10 protein-coding genes are annotated in these 19,861 nt (G+C 68.8%); 4 read left to right on the top strand and 6 right to left on the bottom strand.

All coding sequences use genetic code 11. The features are described from left to right. Window positions 1-3 precede the first annotated feature (3 nt). The 3 genes from CRP49_RS01780 to CRP49_RS01770 all read right to left on the bottom strand — a co-directional run bounded on the left by CRP49_RS01780 (window position 4) and on the right by CRP49_RS01770 (window position 2,253). Window positions 4-930 carry an LLM class flavin-dependent oxidoreductase gene (locus CRP49_RS01780; protein ID WP_218892952.1) on the bottom strand — a complete coding sequence of 309 codons (927 nt, stop codon included), beginning with the start codon at window positions 928-930 and terminating at the stop codon, window positions 4-6. 140 nt (window positions 931-1,070) lie between these two features. Then, a complete protein-coding gene (locus tag CRP49_RS01775) occupies window positions 1,071-1,400 on the bottom strand; it encodes a TfoX/Sxy family protein (RefSeq protein ID WP_097251842.1) in 330 nt (109 codons plus the stop codon). A 55-nt stretch (window positions 1,401-1,455) separates the two neighbouring features. Continuing rightward, window positions 1,456-2,253 carry a VOC family protein gene (locus tag CRP49_RS01770; protein WP_097251841.1) on the bottom strand — a complete coding sequence of 266 codons (798 nt, stop codon included), beginning with the start codon at window positions 2,251-2,253 and terminating at the stop codon, window positions 1,456-1,458. 410 nt (window positions 2,254-2,663) lie between these two features. Between CRP49_RS01770 and CRP49_RS01765 the strand changes: the two genes are divergently transcribed. Next, complete coding sequence (locus tag CRP49_RS01765; RefSeq protein WP_097251840.1) at window positions 2,664-9,707, top strand: polymorphic toxin-type HINT domain-containing protein; 7,044 nt, start codon at window positions 2,664-2,666, stop codon at window positions 9,705-9,707. A gap of 42 nt (window positions 9,708-9,749) precedes the next feature. Then, window positions 9,750-10,088 carry a hypothetical protein gene (locus tag CRP49_RS01760; protein WP_101418637.1) on the top strand — a complete coding sequence of 113 codons (339 nt, stop codon included), beginning with the start codon at window positions 9,750-9,752 and terminating at the stop codon, window positions 10,086-10,088. 304 nt (window positions 10,089-10,392) lie between these two features. Here the strand turns inward: CRP49_RS01760 and CRP49_RS01755 are convergent, their stop codons facing one another. Then, on the bottom strand, window positions 10,393-11,922 hold the full coding sequence (locus CRP49_RS01755) for a UDP-N-acetylglucosamine 1-carboxyvinyltransferase (protein ID WP_097251838.1): 1,530 nt from the start codon (window positions 11,920-11,922) through the stop codon (window positions 10,393-10,395). A 149-nt stretch (window positions 11,923-12,071) separates the two neighbouring features. Beyond that, on the bottom strand, window positions 12,072-12,404 hold the full coding sequence (locus CRP49_RS01750) for a hypothetical protein (RefSeq protein WP_097251837.1): 333 nt from the start codon (window positions 12,402-12,404) through the stop codon (window positions 12,072-12,074). Window positions 12,405-12,650: 246 nt separating this feature from the next. Here CRP49_RS01750 and acnA point away from each other — a divergent pair, with 246 nt between their 5' ends. Both acnA and CRP49_RS01740 read left to right on the top strand, forming a co-directional pair. Continuing rightward, window positions 12,651-15,368, top strand: coding sequence for an aconitate hydratase AcnA (gene acnA / locus CRP49_RS01745; RefSeq protein ID WP_097257146.1), 2,718 nt, complete (start codon window positions 12,651-12,653; stop codon window positions 15,366-15,368). A gap of 176 nt (window positions 15,369-15,544) precedes the next feature. Then, the gene (locus tag CRP49_RS01740) at window positions 15,545-17,020 is read left to right on the top strand and encodes an ATP-binding protein (RefSeq protein ID WP_097251836.1); all 1,476 of its coding nucleotides are present in this window, start codon (window positions 15,545-15,547) and stop codon (window positions 17,018-17,020) included. Here the strand turns inward: CRP49_RS01740 and CRP49_RS01735 are convergent. Beyond that, window positions 16,998-19,694 carry a SpoIIE family protein phosphatase gene (locus tag CRP49_RS01735; protein ID WP_097251835.1) on the bottom strand — a complete coding sequence of 899 codons (2,697 nt, stop codon included), beginning with the start codon at window positions 19,692-19,694 and terminating at the stop codon, window positions 16,998-17,000. The genes CRP49_RS01740 and CRP49_RS01735 overlap by 23 nt on opposite strands. Window positions 19,695-19,861: the final 167 nt, after the last annotated feature.

Below are 19,861 nucleotides of genomic sequence, written 5' to 3'. Positions count from 1 at the left end.
GCGCTATGCGTCCGGGAGTTCCGCCCGCACCGGCTTGATGATCTCGTCCGTCAGCCACTGGGCCACGCCCTGCGGGTAGCCGCGCGGCAGGCTCAGGACGATGTGGTCGAGGCCGGCGTGGACGAGTTCGAGCACCTGGCGGCGGGAGGCCTCGATGTTGTCGTAGGAGATGACGACCTGGACGGACCTGCTGATCTCGGACGGGTCCCGCCCGATGGCCGCGCAGTGTTCGTCCAGGACGCGGGAGCGCTCGGTGATGTAGTCGATCTGGTTGTGCGGCGGGCCGGGGATGTTCCAGACGTCGGCGTGTTCCGCGACGAGCCGCAGCGTCTTGTTGCCCCAGCCGCCGATGAGCAGAGGCGGCCCCGACGGCTGGACGGGCTTGGGCTCGTTGCGGTTGCCCTTCAGCGTGTAGTAGCGGCCCTCGAAGTCGAACTCCTTCTCGGTCCACATCCGCTTGAGAATCGTGACGGTCTCCTCCAGCCGCTCGATACCCTCGCGCGGCGGCACCAGGGTGAGCCCGTACGCCTCGTACTCGGCGACGGCCGGGTTGTCACCGGCGATTCCGCCGGCGCCCGCGGGCTGGTGCGTGCCGCCCACGCCGAGGCCCATCACCAACCGGCCCCGGGACACGACGTCGACGGTGGTGGCCATCTTGCCGAGCACCGCCGGCTGGCGGATGCGGTTGCTGGTGACCAGAAGCCCGAGCCGCAGGCGCCGCGTCTGCGCGGCCAGCGCGGCCAGGAGCGTCCAGCCCTCGTAGATCTTCCCGTCCTTCGGACCGGCCAGGGGAAGCATGTGGTCCCACAGCCAGGCGTGCTCGATCTCGGAAATCTCGTCCGCCTCGAGCCACACCCGCAGGATGTCGTCGTAGTCGACATGCATCGGGGTGGTCTTGAGGCCAAAGCTCACTCGTTTGGGCTCACTCATCTGCACGTGCGTCCTTCATGCCAGGGAAGGGGGGCGGCAACTGCCGTGCGGTGTACCACGATCACCGCGTTTCCTGGTGGTTCGACCGATCACTTCCGGCCGCGGGGACAGGCCGGGTGCTGCCGAGCGGGCGCGGACTCCTACTTGGGCGGCAGACCTGCCGCGAAGGCGCGGCCCTCGTCGATCCACTCGCCCAGGACGTCGTCCTCCGCGACGGCTGAGCCCGCGACCACCACCCAGCCGCGCATCGGGCGGCCCGTCATGTCGAAGAGCCGTGCCCCCGGCCGGGCCAGGGCCGCGTCGGTGGCGTCCGGGCCGACGCGGACCATGAGGTCGTCGCCGGTGACACCGACGGCCATGTTGCCCCGGTGCAGGAAGGCGATTCCGCCGAACATGCGCTTCTCGGCGATGTCGGGATCCGCGCCGAGCTGTTCACGGATCCGCTCGGCCAGCCCCTCGTCGTAGGCCATCAGTCGCCTCCTCGCTGCTCGGTGAGCCTGTGTTCGAGGTCGCGGAAGTCGGGGCTCAGCTCCGGGCCGGGGTGAGCACCACGAAGTCGGCCTTCGACGGGTCCAGACAGACGGCCAGCCGGCCGACGCCCTCCACGTCCTCGGGCCCCATCTGCACGCTGCCGCCGTTCTCGGTGACCTTGGCGACCGCGGTGTCGCAGTCGGTGACATGGAAGACCGGGTGCCAGTACGGCCGTCCGCTCGCCAGGCCGAGGTGCTCCCCGGGGAGTTCCATGAGGCCGCCCTGCATGCGGTCCTCGGGAAGCCCGGCGGGGGTGATGAGTGAGTATGTACCCCCGCCGCCGGGCAGCTCCATGTCGCTGAACCGCCAGCCGAAGACGCCGCCGTAGAACTCCTTCGCGGCCGTGGCGTCGCTCGTGTACAGCTCGGTCCAGGACAGCGAGCCCGGCTGGTCCACCAGCTCGACGCCCTTGTCCGTCCCGGGCTGCCAGGCGGCGAACTGGCCCCCCAGCGGGTCGCTGTACTGCGCCATCCGGCCCCAGTCGCCGAGGTCCGTGGGCGCCACCCGCACCGTGCCGCCCGCGCGCTCCACTGCCTGGGTCGTGGCGTCCGCGTCGGTGACGCTGTAGTAGATCATCCAGGCCGAGCGCGCGCCCTCCTCGGTGAGCTTGCCGAGCCCGCTGACGATCTTGCCGTCCTTCCGGAACATACCGCCTTCCATGTCCTCCCCCTCGCCCATGGACTGGTACTCCCACCCGAGCACGGCGCTGTAGAAGGCCGCGGCGGTGCGGACGTCGGGTGTGCCGAGGTCGAGCCAGCAGGGGGAACCTGGGGCGAAGTCCGTGGTGATCATCGCGATCGTTGCCTTTCGTGGACACAGTGTGTACCCAGCGTGACATCAGCCACTGACAATCGCCTGTCGGCAGCGCTCCGGCGCCCCGTCACGTGCAGGGTCCGTTTTTGATGCATGCGGGTCGGCTTGGGATCCAACATGGGTGATTCCTTTGCACTCTGTGTGGAGATGCTTTGCATGTCGTGTCGATCTCAAGCCCTAGCGTGATGCTCCGCAGGAGGCCTTGATCGACAGTGCCTCCTTTTTTGACGCGCACTCAAACTGCTTAAGCCACAGGTGAGCTGCGCGTTGTGGGACCGACGAGGGGGACACACCGCATGGCGCGGGCAACGGGGTGGAGACGTGTTCGGGCGGCCTGGGCAGTCCGGAGAGCTCATCGCACGGCAGTGGTGACGGCAGGAGCCTTGCTGGTGGGGCTGCTGCCCTCGGGTATGGCCACCGCTGCCACGGTGGAGAAGCGCCACGTGTCGGCGCCGCCCGCTCCGCACGACAAGCGGATCCCCTTCACTCACGCCACGCCGAAGCGCGTCCCCGCGCACAAGGGGTTCAAGCACTTCGACCCCGCCGTGCACGCGAAGCTCCCCGCGCCGGGCAGCGCCGAGGTCACCCTGCCCGTCGCGGCCGCTTCCGCGCGCCTGAGCGCCAAGGCGACCCAGGTACGGGCGGGAGACACGCCTGTTCTGCTCGGTGCCGCCGCGGGTGCCCACCCCCAGGCGGCCGCCGTCGCCCGGTCACAGCGGGTGCGGGTGACCGTGCTGGACCAGAAGGCCGCGCGCGCCGCCGGTGTCCACGGTGTGCTCTTCACCCTGCAGCGCACCGGCCCCGGCGGCGGCAAGGTCGCCCTGCGCGTGGACGACTCGTCGTTCCGCTACGCCTTCGGCGGCGACTTCGCCTCCCGTCTCCACCTCGTCCAGCTGCCCGAGTGCGCCCTGACCGCACCGAAGCTGACGCACTGCCAGACACAGACTCCGGTGCGCGCGACCCCGGGTGCACCGCTGTCCGCCCAGGTCTCCATACCTGGTGCAGCCTCGGCCGCTTCCGGGGTCACCCTCTCTCCTCACTCGGCAATGACTTCACCCAGCCCGCTGGTTGTCATGGCCGCGACGTCGGGCACCTCGGGTTCCGCCGGTGACTACTCGGCGACGAGCCTGTCGCCCGGCGGCTCTTGGTCCACCTCGGGGAACACCGGCTCCTTCACCTACGACTACCCGATCACGGTGCCCGCGGCCATCGGCGGAGCAGCGCCGAAGGTGGACCTGTCGTACGACTCCTCCAGCCAGGACGCCCGCACGGAGGGGACGAACAACCAGTCTTCGTGGCTGGGCGACGGGTGGAGCTCGACGGAGAACTACATCGAGCGCACCTACAAGTCGTGCGACGACGATTCGTCCTCGGGCGCGCCGAAGAACGACGGGGACGAGTGCTGGGCGGGTCAGATCCTCACCCTGTCCCTGAACGGCAAGTCCACCCAGATCGTCTACGACGACAGCTCCAAGACCTTCCGCCCGGTCGACGACGACTCCACCACCAAGATCGAGAACTTGACCAACGCCACGAACGGCACGGCGAACGGGGAGTACTTCAAGGTCACCGAAGGGGGCGTGCAGTACTTCTTCGGGCTCAACCGGCTGCCGGGCTGGTCGTCGGGCAAGGACGAGACCAAGTCGGCGTGGACGGTGCCGGTCTACCACGCGCACGGCGGTGTGTCGGCGTGCCCGGACAGCACGGACTTCGCGTCGACGTCCTGCACGCTGGGCTTCCGCTTCAACCTGGACTACGCGGTCGACCTGCACGGGAACGCCACCGCCTGGTACTACAGCCCGGAAACGGGCTACTACGGCGCGGACATGAAGGACACCGCGGTCTCCTACACGCGCGGCGGCACCCTGTCCCGCATCGACTACGGCATGACGTCCTCGACGGTCTACTCGGGCACCGCCCCGGAGCAGATCCTCTTCGACACCGCGGAACGCTGCATCCCGGGCACTCCGTCGGGCAACACCTGCGCGGACAGCCAGTTCACCGCCGCCAATGCCGCGTACTGGCCGGATGTGCCGGTAGACCTGAACTGCACCTCCGGCTCGTCCAACTGCACCAACCACGGCCCGAGTTTCTGGTCGCGCAAGCGGCTGACGGCGATCACGACGCAGATCCAGACGGGTGGTGCGACCAAGCAGGTCGACAAGTACAGCTTCACCGAGTCCTTCCCCGACGGCGGCGACCACGCCCCCACCCTGTGGCTGGACTCCGTCCAGCGCACCGGCCTGGACACCCTGGGCGGGGCGTCGGGCAGCACCTCCACGCCGGCGGTGAGCTTCGACCCGCCGCTGCAGCTGCCCAACCGCGTGGGCACCATCCAGCAGATGCCGCTGATGTACCACGACCGCATCCAGACGGTCACCAGCGAGACGGGCGCCGAGACGACGGTCACCTACGACCGCCCGGACTGCTCCAGCGCCCCCGCCAGCGACCCCAACGACCCCACGGACGCGGCGGCCAAGACCTTCGCCTCCACCAACACCCTGCCGTGCTTCCCGGTGTACTGGACCCCGTACGGGCAGCCGGCGCCGATGCTGGACTGGTTCTACACATACCCGGTGACCTCCGTGGTGACCGAGGACACGCACAACGCCTACCAGGACGGCACCGAACCCAAGCTGGAGACGGACTACGCCTACAAGGGCAAGCCGGGCTGGCACTACGACGACAACGAGGTCGTCAAGTCCAAGAACCGCACCTGGGGCCAGGCCCGCGGTTATCCGGAGGTGGACGTCACCACCGGTGACCCGAGCGTCTTCCACTACACCAACGGCGCCAAGGTCTACGACCAGAAGACGCTGACCAAGACGTACTACTTCCTGGGCATGAACGGCGACACCCTGCCCGGCGGCAAGACCCGCTCCGTGCCCGACCTGACCAGCCAGGACGGCACGGTCAGCGTGGCGGACAACAACGCGCTGGCCGGGGAGGAATTCGAGAGCGACACCTACACCGCCTCCGGCGGCAGCCTGAACCAGGCCGTCGTCACCGTGCCCACGATCATCGGCCCCACGGCCACCCGCAACCGCAGCGGCCTGCCGGACCTGACGGCCCAGATGGTCCGCACCGCCAAGACTCTCACCCGTGAAGCCGTCTCCTACGGCTGGCGCAAGACAGAGTCCGACAGCTTCTACAACACGACCCTGGGCAAGCCGACCACCGGTATGCCGGTGCAGGAAGACGACCGGGGCGAGACCGCCGACAGCGACAACGTCGCCAAGTGCACCTACACCCGCTACCTCACCGGCACTGCAGACACCCTCGTGGTGCCCGCCGAGACCATCACGACCGCCCAGGACTGCTCCAGCGCCGGGGCCACGCCCAGCGGCACGCTGATCGCCGACACCCGCACCTCCTACGACGGGCACGCGTTCGCCTACGACGGCGACGGCCAGCAGAACCCGGCCCTGCCCGACCACGGTGACGCGACCCTGGTCCAGAAGGCGTCGTCCGCCAGCGGCGCGACCGCGACCGCCTTCGTGGACCAGGCGGCCACCACGTACGACTCCTACGGCCGAGCCACGAAGGTCACCCGCACCCCCAAGTCCACCTCCCCGGACGGCAAGAGCCTGGCGCAGACCGTCTTCACCTCCTACACCCCGAGCAGTGGCGCGCTGCCCACCAGCAGCACGACCATCACCCAGGTCACCCCCGGTGTGGACTGCTCCGCGACCACCACGTCCTCCAAGGACTGCGAGCTCGCCACCACCACTCTGGACCCGGGCCGGGCCCTGCCCACCGGCAAGACGGACGTGGCCGGTCTGCTCACCTCACTGACGTACGACTCGCTGGGCCGTTTGACCGCCGTGTGGCTGCCGAACGAGGCCAAGGCCAACAGCGCGCCGGCGAACATGACCTACACCTACACCCTGTCCCAGTCGGCACCGTCGATCGTCGCGACCAACACACTGCTGGACAGTGGGAGTTACCAGAACAGCGAGACCTTGTGCGACGCCATGCTGCGGCCGCTGCAGACGCAGGTGACGGCGGAGAACTCCAGCACCACGGTCTCGGACACGCAGTACGACTCGCACGGCTGGACGGTTGCCACCAACAACGCCTACAACGTGGGCGGCAACCCCGCGAGCAAGCTGGTTTCGGTCTCGCAGGTCTCCATCCCGGACACCACGGTCACCGACTACGACGGGCAGGGCCGGGCCGACCTGGTGACCGAGGAGCACGACGGCGCCAAGACCTGGACCACGACCACCGCCTACACCGGGGACAAGACCACCGTCCTGCCGCCCAAGGGCGGGGTGGCCACCACCACGGTCGTCAACTCCCGCGACCAGGCGACCGAACTCGACCAGTACACCGCCCCGCCCACCGTCTCCGGTACCGCGGCCACCGGCTTCACCACCACGGGTGGTACCACCTCGGCCACCACCTATGGCTACACCGCCGCAGGTCAAAGCCATCAGGTCACGGGCCCCGACAAGTCGGTGTGGACGTTCGACTACGACCTGCTCGGCCGCAAGAAGTCCCAGACCGACCCGGACGCGGGCGGGAGCAGCTACGGCTACGACGACGCCGGCAACCAGACCTCCACCACCGACGCCAAGAAGGTCGAACTCGACTACACCTACGACCTCCTGGGCCGCAGGCTCACCGGCACGGACAAATCCAAGTCCAACTTCCAGTTCGCCTCCTGGGCGTACGACACCCTGCGGATCGGCCAGCCGACCTCCTCCACCCGCTACGTCCAGGGCACCACCGGCGGCTACACGGTCGCCACCACCGGCTACACCACCCTCGGCAAGCCCACCGGCACCAAGATCACCCTGCCGGCCTCCGAGGCGCCGCTGCCGTCGACGTACACCACGACCTACACGTACACGACCAACGACCAGCTGCTGAAGACCCAGGCCGACCCGCGCACCCAGGGCCTGAACAACGAGACGATCACCTACGACCGTGACGCACTGGGCAACCCGACGAAGACCAGCAGCAGCATCAACACCTACGTCGGCGCGACGGTGTACTCGAACTATGCCGAGCCGTCCAAGGTCACCTTTGGCGCCTCGACGAACCCGGCGTGGGCGACGTACAGCTACGACGACCAGACCCGTCGGCTGACCGACCGTCTCGTCGAGCGGACCCAGGCCCCCGGCCCCACGGTCGACGACACCAAGTACACCTACGACGCCTCCGGCAACCCCACCTCCACCACCGACCAGCAGTCGGAGACCGGCAACACCGTCACCGACCAGCAGTGCTTCGCCTACGACACCCTGGACCGGCTCACCGACGCCTGGACCGCCAACGACAACTGCACCGCCAACGACAACTGCACCGCGAACCCGCCCACCAGCAGCACCGTCACGACCAGCCCCGGTTCCTACTGGCAGTCCTTCAGCTACGACGCGATCGGCAACCGCCACCAGAGCGTCGACCACGCCATCGGCAGCAGCGGCACCACCAGCACCACCACCTACACCGACGGCTGCTCCACCAACTGCACGCCCACCGGCGCCCAGCCCCACACCCTGACCGCCACCACCGGCGGCACCAACCCCACCAACTTCGCCTACGACGAAGACGGCAACCTGCACACCCGCGTCCCCACCAACGGCCCGGGCCAGACGTTGACCTGGGACGACGAGAGCCACCTGGCTCAGGTGGACACCGGCGGCTCCAGCCCGACGACCACCAAGTACCTCTACGACGCCGACGGCAACCAGCTCATCCGTCGCGATCCCGGCCAGACCACCCTGTTCGCCGGCGACACCGAGATCGTCGTCAACACCAGCGTCACCCCCAGCGTCCTGCTCGGCGCGGTCCGCGCTTACAGCCACGGCGGCAGCGGCATGCCCATGGCGATCCGCTCCAGCCTCTCGGGCGGCGGACTGAAGTATCTGTTCAACGACGCCCATGGCACCGCGACCCTGGCCATGGACGCCACCACCCAGCAGGTCGCCCGCCAGCAGTACACCCCCTACGGACAGCCACGCGCCAGCGCCAACTCCGCCGCCTGGCCCGACCCCACGCGCTCCTACCTCGGCAAACCCCAGGACACGAGCACCGGCTACACCGACATCGGCGCCCGCAAGTACGACCCCACGCTCGGCCGGTTCATCAGCGTCGACCCCGTCTTCGAAGCCACCAGCCCCCAGCAACTGGGCGGCTACACCTACGCCGCCGACAACCCCCTCACCAACAGCGACCCCACCGGCCTGACGCTTGACGGTGGCGGCGACTGCAGGCTCCAGGCAGGAGGCTGCAACCCCGACCCCGTGCACCCGTCGCATCACAAGAGTGGAGGCGGTCACCACGGTGGACACGGGGGCATGCAGAGCTGCAACCGTGCCTGTTTCGAGAACCCCGACGGCTACCACCGCATCCAGAAGGCCGCCGCTGCCGAGACGCTCTCTCAGAAGATCCACGACTACGAAGTGGTCGCCTCGGTCATAGGAAGCCTGGTCGTCGCAGTTCCCGCCGGCGTGGCCTGCACGGAAGGCGGCCCGGTCATCGGACCGGCCTGCGTCAGCGGGGTCAGCAGCCTCGGAAACGCCTTGAACTCGGCGTTCAGCGGCGCGAACGAGGGCGTGGAGCCGGTGGAGCCGACGGGGTGCAGCTTCACTCCCACGACGCGCGTGCTCCTGGCCGACGGCAAGACGAAGCCGATAGGGAAGATCAAGATCGGCGACCATGTCGAAGCCGCTGATCCCGACACTGGCAAGCATCAAGGTCCCCGCAAGGTCCTCGCCAGGTTCGTCAACCACGACAAGGACCTCATCGACCTCAGGGTCGAGACGGCACCCGGCCACTCCCGGACCATTCACACCACCTCCCGTCATCCCTTCTGGGACGACACGGACCACACCTGGGTCCCGGCAGGCCGCCTCAAGACCCATCACGTCCTGGAGACCGCCACAAACCGGCACGTCCGCATCCTCACCGTCCGGGTGCGCCCAGGCGCAGCGGACATGTACAACCTCACCGTCCAGCAACTCCACACGTACTATGTGCTGGCAGGCGACGTCCCGATCTTGGTGCATAACACCGACGGCGAGAGTTGTCGGATTGATCTCGGCGACGGCACATACCTGCATCCCGATGGATCCATTCGGGATAAAAGTGGTCACTACGCTGGCACAACCGGTGCTCAGCCAGGTGCGAACAACGAACAGACGGTCTGGGAGCATCTGGAAACCGAAGGTGTTGACGTCGTGCGTCGGGAGACGGGAGTTCGAGTACCCGGCTTCAAGCTGCGGAAATATGATGGGCTGGCGAACATTGACGGCCACTGGTATGGAATCGAAACAAAGGGGGCATCTGCAGGTCGTAATCCTGATCAGAAGCGCTTCGATGAATGGCTGAACAAGCCAGGGAATACCGCCGTCACGACAAATGGGATCGAACTGTATGGCGTCTTTGACGCCTGGGTGCCGCAGGATCCCCCGGCCGAGAAATAACTGGCGGCACGGACAGGTCCGATGTTCGATGGGAGTCGAGTGATGAGCTTTGATCTAGCGTTTTGGTACTCCAAGGATCCGGTTGACGCTTCGACCGCGCTTGAAATTTACCGGTCGATTCTCGACGAGGCCTCTGACGTTGTTGCGCCGAATTCGGCGGTTGGCGATTTTTTGGCCGACGTGGTAAAGGTGTTCCCGGATCTCACTGAGGAGAATATGGATAATTCTCCCTGGATGAGTCCTCTTTACTACAGTGATGCCTACGTTGTGGCAAGTATTTCGTGGTCCAGGCAGCAGGTGATGGCGCGGGCTCTTACTGCTCTGGCGCGTAAGCACGGTCTGGTCTGCTACGACCCGCAGGCCGAGGCTGTGATTTCTTGAGCTTTCCGAGAGACGCGGTTGTGGACTGGCTGGAGCATCCCGGAGGACGCCGAAGAAGCTCTTTCGGCATACGGCCTACCTGCGGTACCCGCTGACGACGCGTTCGTGCGCGTCGGCCACGGAACGGAAGGTTACGTTATCGGTTCCTGTGGAGATGTGAGCATCGTCGCTGATGTTTCGGTCGGCTCCGTCTATGCCATGCCGGAAGTGCGCGAGATGGATTTGAGTAAGGCGCCGCCGCACCCTGGCGAGGCCTGCACCACGCAGGTCACGCAAGGGGCGGCGGCGTTCCTTCGAAGCGCGCTCAGATGTCCCGGAAGATCTCGATCTGCGCCCCGATCGAGTTCAGGCGCTCCGCGAGGTCCTCGTAACCCCGGTTGATGACGTACACGTTGCGCAGGACCGACGTGCCCTCCGCCGCCATCATCGCCAGCAGGACCACCACGGCGGGGCGCAGGGCGGGCGGGCACATCATCTCGGCGGCGCGCCAGCGGGTCGGGCCCTCGACCAGGACGCGGTGCGGGTCGAGCAACTGGAGGCGGCCGCCGAGGCGGTTGAGGTCGGTCAGGTAGATCGCGCGGTTGTCGTAGACCCAGTCGTGGATCAGCGTCTGGCCCTGCGCGACCGCCGCGATGGCCGCGAAGAAGGGGACGTTGTCGATGTTCAGGCCCGGGAAGGGCATGGGGTGGATCTTGTCGATCGGGGCTTCGAGCTTGGAGGGGCGGACGGTGAGGTCCACCAGCCGGGTACGGCCGTTGTCCGCGAAGTACTCGGGGCTGCGGTCGTGGTCGAGGCCCATCTCCTCCAGGACCGCCAGCTCGATCTCCAGGAACTCGATGGGGACGCGGCGGACGGTCAGTTCCGACTCCGTGACGACCGCGGCGGCCAGCAGACTCATCGCCTCGACCGGGTCCTCGGAGGGGGAGTAGTCGACGTCGACGTCGATGTTCGGCACGCCGTGCACGGTGAGTGTGGTGGTGCCGATGCCCTCGACCTTGACGCCCAGCGCCTCCAGGAAGAAGCAGAGGTCCTGGACCATGTAGTTGGAGGAGGCGTTGCGGATGACCGTCACGCCGTCGTGCCGGGCGGCGGCCAGCAGCGCGTTCTCGGTCACGGTGTCGCCGCGCTCGGTCAGCACGATCGGGCGGTCGGGGCGGACCGTGCGGTCGACCCGCGCGTGGTACTGACCCTCGGTGGCCGCGATGTCCAGACCGAACCGGCGCAGCGCGATCATGTGCGGCTCGATGGTGCGCGTACCGAGGTCGCAGCCGCCGGCGTACGGCAGCTTGAAGGCGTCCATGCGGTGCAGCAGCGGACCCAGGAACATGATGATCGAGCGGGTGCGGACGGCCGCCTCCGCGTCGATCGCCGCCATCTCCAGCTCGGCCGGGGGCACCAGTTCCAGGTCGACCCCGTCGTTGATCCAGCGGGTGCGCACGCCGATGGAGTTGAGCACCTCCAGCAGGCGGTACACCTCCTCGATCCGGGCCACCCGGCGCAGCACGGTGCGCCCCTTGTTCAGCAGCGAGGCGCACAGCAGGGCGACGCACGCGTTCTTGCTGGTCTTCACGTCGATGGCGCCGGAGAGCCGACGGCCGCCGACCACGCGCAGGTGCATCGGACCCGCATAGCCCAGGGACACGATCTCGCTGTCCAGGGCCTCACCGATGCGGGCGATCATCTCAAGGCTGATGTTCTGGTTCCCGCGCTCGATGCGGTTGACGGCGCTCTGGCTGGTGCCGAGCGCCTCCGCGAGCTGCGTCTGTGTCCAGCCACGGTGTTGCCGGGCGTCACGGATGAGCTTGCCGATGCGTACGAGGTAGTCGTCTGCCATGAGGTTGAGGCTATCTCAGATATGAGATGGCGCCTGTTGGGGGGTCCATTCGGGTGACGGGACGTCAGTGACCAGCAACGATGCGGGGGATGTGGGATGATGTGGGGGATTCGTCCGGTACTTGTCCACTGTCCTGGTTTCTCTAGCAATCACCCGGATACAGCACAAATCCTCGCGTAGTCCCGGGCGAAGAACAGTGACGGCTCGAAGCGGACCGCCGGCACGGGGTCCGTCGCGTGCACCGGTGCGACGGGCGCGACGGCGTACCGGACCCGCTCGACGCCGCCGTATTCGTCGCGCACCTCCAGCACCCCCGGCTCCGGGCAGTGCCACGTGAACTTGGTGACGTCTTCCCCCAGGGCGTTGGCCACCGTGCCGCTGCCCCGTCCGTCGTCGAGGAACTCCAGCTCCGACGCCTCCATCACTCCGTAGTCGAAGGGGGAGCTGTCCCAGTGGCCGATCAGTGCGGTATCGAGAGACATGTCGCGATCTTCGCGCATCGTCCTGTGGCCGACGCCACCGAAAAACGGCAGGGTCGGGCCCGGCCGGACATGACCAGCCAGCCCCCGTGTACTAGAGTTATCTCGACATCGAGATATCTGCCGAGAAGCACCGCAGCCGCCACCCTGGTAAGGGTTACCTAACTTAGCCTTACCTTAGCGGATCGGCCCAGATGCCGTGGCGGCAGGATCGTGGTGAGTACGCGCACATCAATGAAGGAGACTGTCGTGTCGGCGAACAGCTTCGACGCCCGCAGCACGCTGCAGGTGGGCGACGAGTCGTACGAGATCTTCCGGCTGGACAAGGTGGAGGGCTCCGCTCGCCTGCCGTACAGCCTCAAGGTCCTGCTGGAGAACCTGCTCCGCACGGAGGACGGCGCGAACATCACCGCCGACCACATCCGCGCCCTCGGCGGCTGGGACTCGCAGGCCCAGCCCAGCCAGGAGATCCAGTTCACGCCGGCCCGCGTGATCATGCAGGACTTCACCGGCGTTCCCTGTGTCGTCGACCTCGCCACCATGCGTGAGGCCGTCAAGGAGCTCGGCGGCGACCCGGCGAAGGTCAACCCGCTCTCCCCGGCCGAGCTGGTCATCGACCACTCCGTCATCGCCGACAAGTTCGGCACCAACGAGGCGTTCGCCCAGAACGTCGAGCTGGAGTACGGCCGCAACAAGGAGCGCTACCAGTTCCTGCGCTGGGGCCAGACCGCCTTCGACGACTTCAAGGTCGTCCCGCCGGGCACCGGCATCGTCCACCAGGTGAACATCGAGCACCTGGCCCGCACGGTCATGGTCCGTAACGGCCAGGCCTACCCCGACACCCTCGTCGGCACCGACTCGCACACCACCATGGTCAACGGCCTCGGTGTGCTGGGCTGGGGCGTCGGCGGCATCGAGGCCGAGGCCGCGATGCTCGGCCAGCCGGTCTCCATGCTCATCCCGCGCGTCGTCGGCTTCAAGCTGACCGGTGAGCTGCCCGCCGGCACCACCGCCACGGACCTCGTGCTGACCATCACCGAGATGCTCCGCAAGCACGGTGTCGTCGGCAAGTTCGTCGAGTTCTACGGCGAGGGCGTGGCCGCCACCTCCCTCGCGAACCGCGCCACCATCGGCAACATGTCGCCGGAGTTCGGCTCCACCGCCGCGATCTTCCCGATCGACGACGAGACCCTGAAGTACCTGCGTCTGACCGGCCGCAGCGACCAGCAGGTCGCGCTTGTCGAGGCGTACGCCAAGGAGCAGGGCCTCTGGCTGGACCCGAAGGCCGAGCCGGACTTCTCCGAGAAGCTCGAGCTGGACCTGTCGACGGTCGTCCCGTCCATCGCCGGCCCGAAGCGCCCACAGGACCGCATCGTCCTCGCGAACGCCGCCGAGCAGTTCAAGCAGGACGTCCGCAACTACGTCGACAGCGTGGACGAGGCGGGCCAGGAGTCCTTCCCGGCCTCCGACGCCCCCGCCATCCACCCCAACGGCGCCCCGTCCAACCCGGTTCAGGTCACCGCCCCCGACGGCACGACCTACACCCTCGACCACGGTGCGGTGACGGTCGCGGCCATCACCTCCTGCACCAACACCTCGAACCCGTACGTCATGGTCGCCGCCGCCCTGGTGGCCAAGAAGGCGGTCGAGAGGGGCCTGACCCGCAAGCCGTGGGTCAAGACCACCCTCGCCCCGGGCTCGAAGGTCGTCACCGACTACTTCGACAAGGCCGGTCTGACCCCGTACCTCGACAAGGTCGGCTTCAACCTCGTCGGCTACGGCTGCACCACCTGCATCGGCAACTCCGGCCCGCTGCCGGAGGAGGTCTCCAAGGCCGTCAACGACCACGACCTCGCGGTCACCTCGGTCCTCTCCGGCAACCGGAACTTCGAGGGCCGTATCAACCCCGACGTCAAGATGAACTACCTGGCCTCCCCGCCGCTGGTCGTCGCGTACGCCCTCGCGGGCTCCATGAAGGTGGACATCACCAAGGACGCCCTCGGCACCGACCAGGACGGCAACCCGGTCTACCTGACCGACATCTGGCCGACCGAGGCCGAGGTCAACGACGTCGTGGCCAACGCCATCGGCGAGGACATGTTCAACAAGTCCTACCAGGACGTCTTCGCGGGCGACGCCCAGTGGCAGTCGCTGCCGATCCCGACCGGCAACACCTTCGAGTGGGACGCCGAGTCGACCTACGTCCGCAAGCCCCCGTACTTCGAGGGCATGGCCCACGAGCCGGCGCCCGTCACCGACATCGCCGGTGCGCGCGTCCTCGCCAAGCTGGGCGACTCGGTCACCACCGACCACATCTCCCCGGCCGGTGCCATCAAGGCCGACACCCCGGCCGGCAAGTACCTCACCGAGCACGGTGTGGAGCGTCGTGACTTCAACTCCTACGGCTCCCGCCGAGGCAACCACGAGGTCATGATCCGCGGTACGTTCGCCAACATCCGCCTGCGCAACCAGATCGCGCCGGGCACCGAGGGCGGCTACACGCGCGACTTCACGCAGGCCGACGCGCCGGTGTCGTTCATCTACGACGCCTCCCGCAACTACATCGAGCAGGGCATCCCGCTGGTCGTCCTGGCCGGCAAGGAGTACGGCTCCGGCTCGTCCCGCGACTGGGCCGCCAAGGGCACCGCGCTGCTCGGCGTCAAGGCCGTCATCGCCGAGTCGTACGAGCGCATCCACCGCTCGAACCTCATCGGCATGGGCGTCCTGCCGCTGCAGTTCCCGGAGGGCCAGAACGCCGAGTCCCTCGGCCTGACCGGCGAGGAGACCTTCTCCTTCTCCGGCGTGACCGAGCTGAACGAGGGCACCACGCCCCGCACCGTCAAGGTCACCACCGACTCCGGTGTCGAGTTCGACGCGGTCGTCCGCATCGACACCCCCGGTGAGGCGGACTACTACCGCAACGGCGGCATCATGCAGTACGTGCTGCGCAGCCTGATCCGCAAGTAAGCGGCAGGGCACAGCGGTACAGGGCCGCATCCCCGGTGACGGGGGTGCGGCCCTTCGCCGTACCCGAGCCGTACCCGAGCCGGTCCGGGCTGCGTCCGAGCCGGTCCGCCCCAGGTCATCACCCACCCTCAGGCGGAACACAGGGTTCCCCCAGCGGACCGGGACAGGATCGGTACATGAGCCGCCGCCCGTGGGCCCGCTCGCTGCGCACGCGCCTGCTGGTCCTCATCACCGCCACCCTCGTGGGCGTGTGCGCCGCGCTCGCCCTCACCACCGTCCTCGCCCAGCGCGCCTATCTCCTGGGCATCCTGGACGACCGGGTGAACGACGCCGCCGAACGCAGCGTGGGCGCGGCCGCACTCCACCCCGAACTCCCCGCCGACCTCGCCTTCCTGCGCGAGGGCGGCCACACCGAGGGGCTGCTCGCCGCCCGGCTGGATGCCGCCGGGCACCTCGTCGCCGCCGCCGTCGTCACCCGGGACGCGGCCCCGCGCACCCTCACCTCCGCCCAGCGCGCCGCCCTCACCGGCATCCGGGCCGACGGCTCGGCGCACACCCGGACGGTGCCCGGACTCGGCACCTACCGGGTCACCGCCCTCGACGCGAGCGGCATCCGCGTCCTCACCGGCCTGCCCATGGACGACGTCCGGGCCACGCTCGGCCGACTGGTCGAGACCGAGGCGATCGTCGGCGGCGCCGGACTCGCGCTCGCCGGCGGCGTCTGCGCGGTCGTCATCCGGCGGCAGCTGCGCCCGCTCGACCGGGTCGCCGCCACCGCCGTCGAGGTCTCCCGGGTGCCGCTCGGCCACGGCCGGATCACCGCGCTGCCGAGGGTGCCCGAGCCCGACACCGACCCCGGCAGCGAGGCCGGCCAGGTCGGCGCCGCCCTCAACCGGATGATCGACCATGTCGAGGCCTCGCTCGCCGAGCGCCGGCGCGGCGAGGAACGCATGCGCCGCTTCGTCGCCGACGCCAGCCACGAACTGCGCACCCCGCTCACCTCCATCGCCGGCTACGCGGAACTGATGAACCGCGTCGCCCCCGACCTCGCCTGGCGCAGCGTCCTCGCCGAGTCGGCCCGTATGACGGAGCTGGTCGAGGACCTGCTGCTGCTCGCCCGCCTCGACGAGGGACGCCCGCTGCAGACAGCCGAGGTGGACCTCGCCGCGGTGGTCGCGGAGGCCGTGTGGGACGCCCGGGCGGCCGGCGCCGATCACGTCTGGCGGCTGGAACTGCGCCCGGACACCCCGGCGCCGGTCACCGGGGACGCGGCCAGGCTGCGCCAGGCGGTGGCCCACCTGCTGGCCAACGCGCGCGTGCACACCCCGCCCGGTACGACCGTCACCGCCACCGTCGAGTCCACCGGCAGCCGCCATGTGATCCGCGTCCGCGACGACGGCCCCGGAATCCCGCCCGACCTGCTCCCGTCCGTCTTCGAACGCTTCACCCGGGCCGACACCTCACGCTCCCGGGCCCCCGGCTCCCAGGGCGGTTCGGGCCTCGGGCTCGCGATCGCCGCCGGGATCACGGCGGCACACGGCGGCGGCATCGGCGTGACCAGCGCCCCGGGCCGGACCGAGTTCACGGTCGAACTCCCCGCGGCCGCTCGGCAGCTCCGCCTGCATCCGCTCAGTCCGCAAACAGCTCCGTGACGTCCGGCAGCGCCACCTCGGCCCAGATCACCTTGCCCTGGGGTGTGTACCGGGTGCCCCAGCGCTCGGTCATCTGGGAGACCAGGAACAGACCCCGGCCGCCCTCGTCGGTCGTCGCGGCGTACCGCAGATGCGGTGAGGTGCTGCTGCCGTCGGACACCTCGCAGACCAGGGTGCGGTCACGGATCAGACGCACATGGACCGGGTCGGAGCCGTAGCGGATGGCGTTGGTGATCAGCTCGCTGAGCACGAGTTCCATGCCGAAACCCAGCTCGGCCAGGCCCCACTCCTCCAGCTTCTCGGACACGGCCCCGCGCATCCCCGAGACGGCGGCCGGGTCGCGCGGCACGTCCCAGTCGGCCACGTTCTCGGGCGGCAGCGCCTGGGTGCGCGCGATGAGCAGGGCGACGTCGTCCTTCGGCCGCTCGGGCAGCAGCTCGTCCAGCACCGCCTGGCAGCTCTCCTCGGGCGGCCGGTCGGGGTGCCCCGCCAGCGCCTGGCGCAGCAGCTCCATACCCACGTCCAGGTCACGCCGGCGGTCCTCGATCAGCCCGTCGGTGTAGAGGACGAGCTGGGTTCCCTCGGCCAGCTCCAGCTCGGCCGTCCGGAACGGCATGCCGCCGAGGCCCAGGGGCGGTCCGCCCGGCAGCTCGGGGAAGGTGACGCTGCCGTCGGGGTGGACCAGCGCGGGCGCCAGGTGCCCCGCACGCGACATGACACAGCGGCGTGTCACCGGGTCGTAGATCGCGTACAGACAGGTGGCGCCGACGATCTCCCCGGCCGACTGGGCACACGCGGACTCGTCCTGGTCGATGCGGCTCACCAGGTCGTCCAGATGGCTGAGCAGCTCGTCGGGCGGCAGGTCGAGCGTGGAGAAGTTGTGCACCGCGGTCCGCAGCCGGCCCATCGTCGCGGCCGCGTGCAGGCCGTGCCCGACCACGTCTCCGACGGCCAGCGCCACCCGGCTCCCCGGCAGGGGGATCACGTCGAACCAGTCACCGCTCACCCCCGACTGTGCGGGCAGGTAGCGGTACCCGACCTCCAGGGCGCTCTGCTCGGGCAGCGCCCGCGGCAGCAGGCTGCGCTGGAGGGTGACCGCCAGCGCGTGCTCGCGGGTGTACCGGCGGGCGTTGTCGATGTTGACCGCGGCCCGGGCCACCAGCTCCTCGGCGAGCGACAGCTCCTCCTCGTCGAAGGCGTCCCGCTTGGACCGCCAGAAGTTGACCATGCCCAGCCCGACACCGCCGGCCTTGATCGGGGCGGCGATGAGCGAGTGGATGCCGAACTCGATGATCTGCTGGGCCCGCACCGGGTCCTGTGCCTGCCAGCCCGGTGCGGCCGACAGGTCGGTCACCAGCTCGGAGCGGCCGGCGTCGTAGCCGCGCGCCTGCGGGGTGGAGGGCAGGAAGTCGATCAGCCGGCCCTTCTCGTAGAGCGGATGGTCGTCCCGGATGCCGTTCACGGCGACGCGCCGCAAGTCCGTCGCCGTGGGGGCCGGCTCCTCTCCGTGCAGCACGGCGTCGGCCACGTCCACGGTGACGAAGTCGGCGAAGCGCGGGACGGCGAGCTGCGCCAGCTCCTCGGCCGTGCGGACCACGTCGAGGGTGGTGCCGACGCCCAGTCCCGCGTCGTACAGCAGCTCGAGCCGCTCCCGGGCGGCCTCCGCCCTGCCGGACACCGCCTGCAGCTCGGTGGAGTCGCGGAGCGTCACCACGGTGCCCCGGGGACCTCCCGCGCGGTCCGTCGGCCGTTGGTTGACCGCCAGCAGCCGTCCCCCGGCGAAGTGCACCTCGTCGGTCGCCTCGCGCCCGGAGACCAGCAGCTGCGTCATCTCGGGGTCGAGGACCGACAGCTCCCGCACGTCTCGTCCCTCGGCCTCGGGGGGCAGCTCCAGCAGCCGCCTGGCCTCGTCGTTGGCCAGCAGCAGCCGCCCGTCGTCAGCGACGATCAGCACGCCTTCCCGCACCGAGTGCAGCACCGTGTCGTGGTGCTCGTACATCCGGGTCATCTCGGCCGGGGCCAGGCTGTGGGTCTGCCGCCGCAGCCGCCGGCCCACCAGGGCCGTCCCGCCGGTCGACAGCACGAGCGCTCCGGCACCGGCGGCCAGGATGATCGGCAGCTGCCGGTTCACCTCGCTGGTCACGTTCTTGACCTTCAGCCCGGCGGAGACGAGGGCGACCACCTTCCCGTGGGTGTCCTTGATCGGAACGGTCGCCTGGACCTCGTGGCCGAGCGGGCCGTGGACGCTCTCGGTGTAGACCTGCCCGGCCAGTGACGGTCCGATCTTGCCCACGAACCGATGGCCGATCTTGCTCGGTATGGGGTGGGTGTAACGGATGCCCTTGGTGTCCATGACGACGATGAAGTCGACGCCCGCGCTCTTGCGCCCCGCCTCGGTGAGCGGCTGGAGCACCTTCGACGGTTCGGGGGTCTGCAGGGCCTGGAGGACGCCAGGAGAGTGCGCGAAGGTCTGCGCGACGGCTATGGACCGCCGCTTGGCCTCCGTGCTGGTGTCACGCTCCGACTGCAGGACAAGGGCGAAGACGGCGCAGACCACAAGCACCACCACCAGCCCCACCTGCAGGATGAAGACCTGCCCGGCGACGCTACGGGGGCTCTTGCCGACCACTGCACGCCTTGAGATGCGCCTGAATCGGGCCAAAAGGTCCCACATGCGATATTTCTAGCACCGGCCTTTCTGGGTGACTACGGCTGGTCCAAGCGATGGACATCACATTCCGACTGGTATGCCGGTCCTTTTCTTCACGCCGGTCCTTGTGTCACAGCGCCGGCGACGGGCGTTTACACCTGACACCTTGCGCGCTAGCTTCACGCACTAGG

Source organism: Streptomyces sp. Ag109_G2-15 (assembly GCF_900215565.1).
In the GTDB taxonomy this organism is placed as follows: domain Bacteria; phylum Actinomycetota; class Actinomycetes; order Streptomycetales; family Streptomycetaceae; genus Streptomyces; species Streptomyces diastatochromogenes.
The sequence above is the reverse complement of the archived record's forward strand: the minus strand, read 5'-3'. Positions and strand labels throughout refer to the sequence as shown.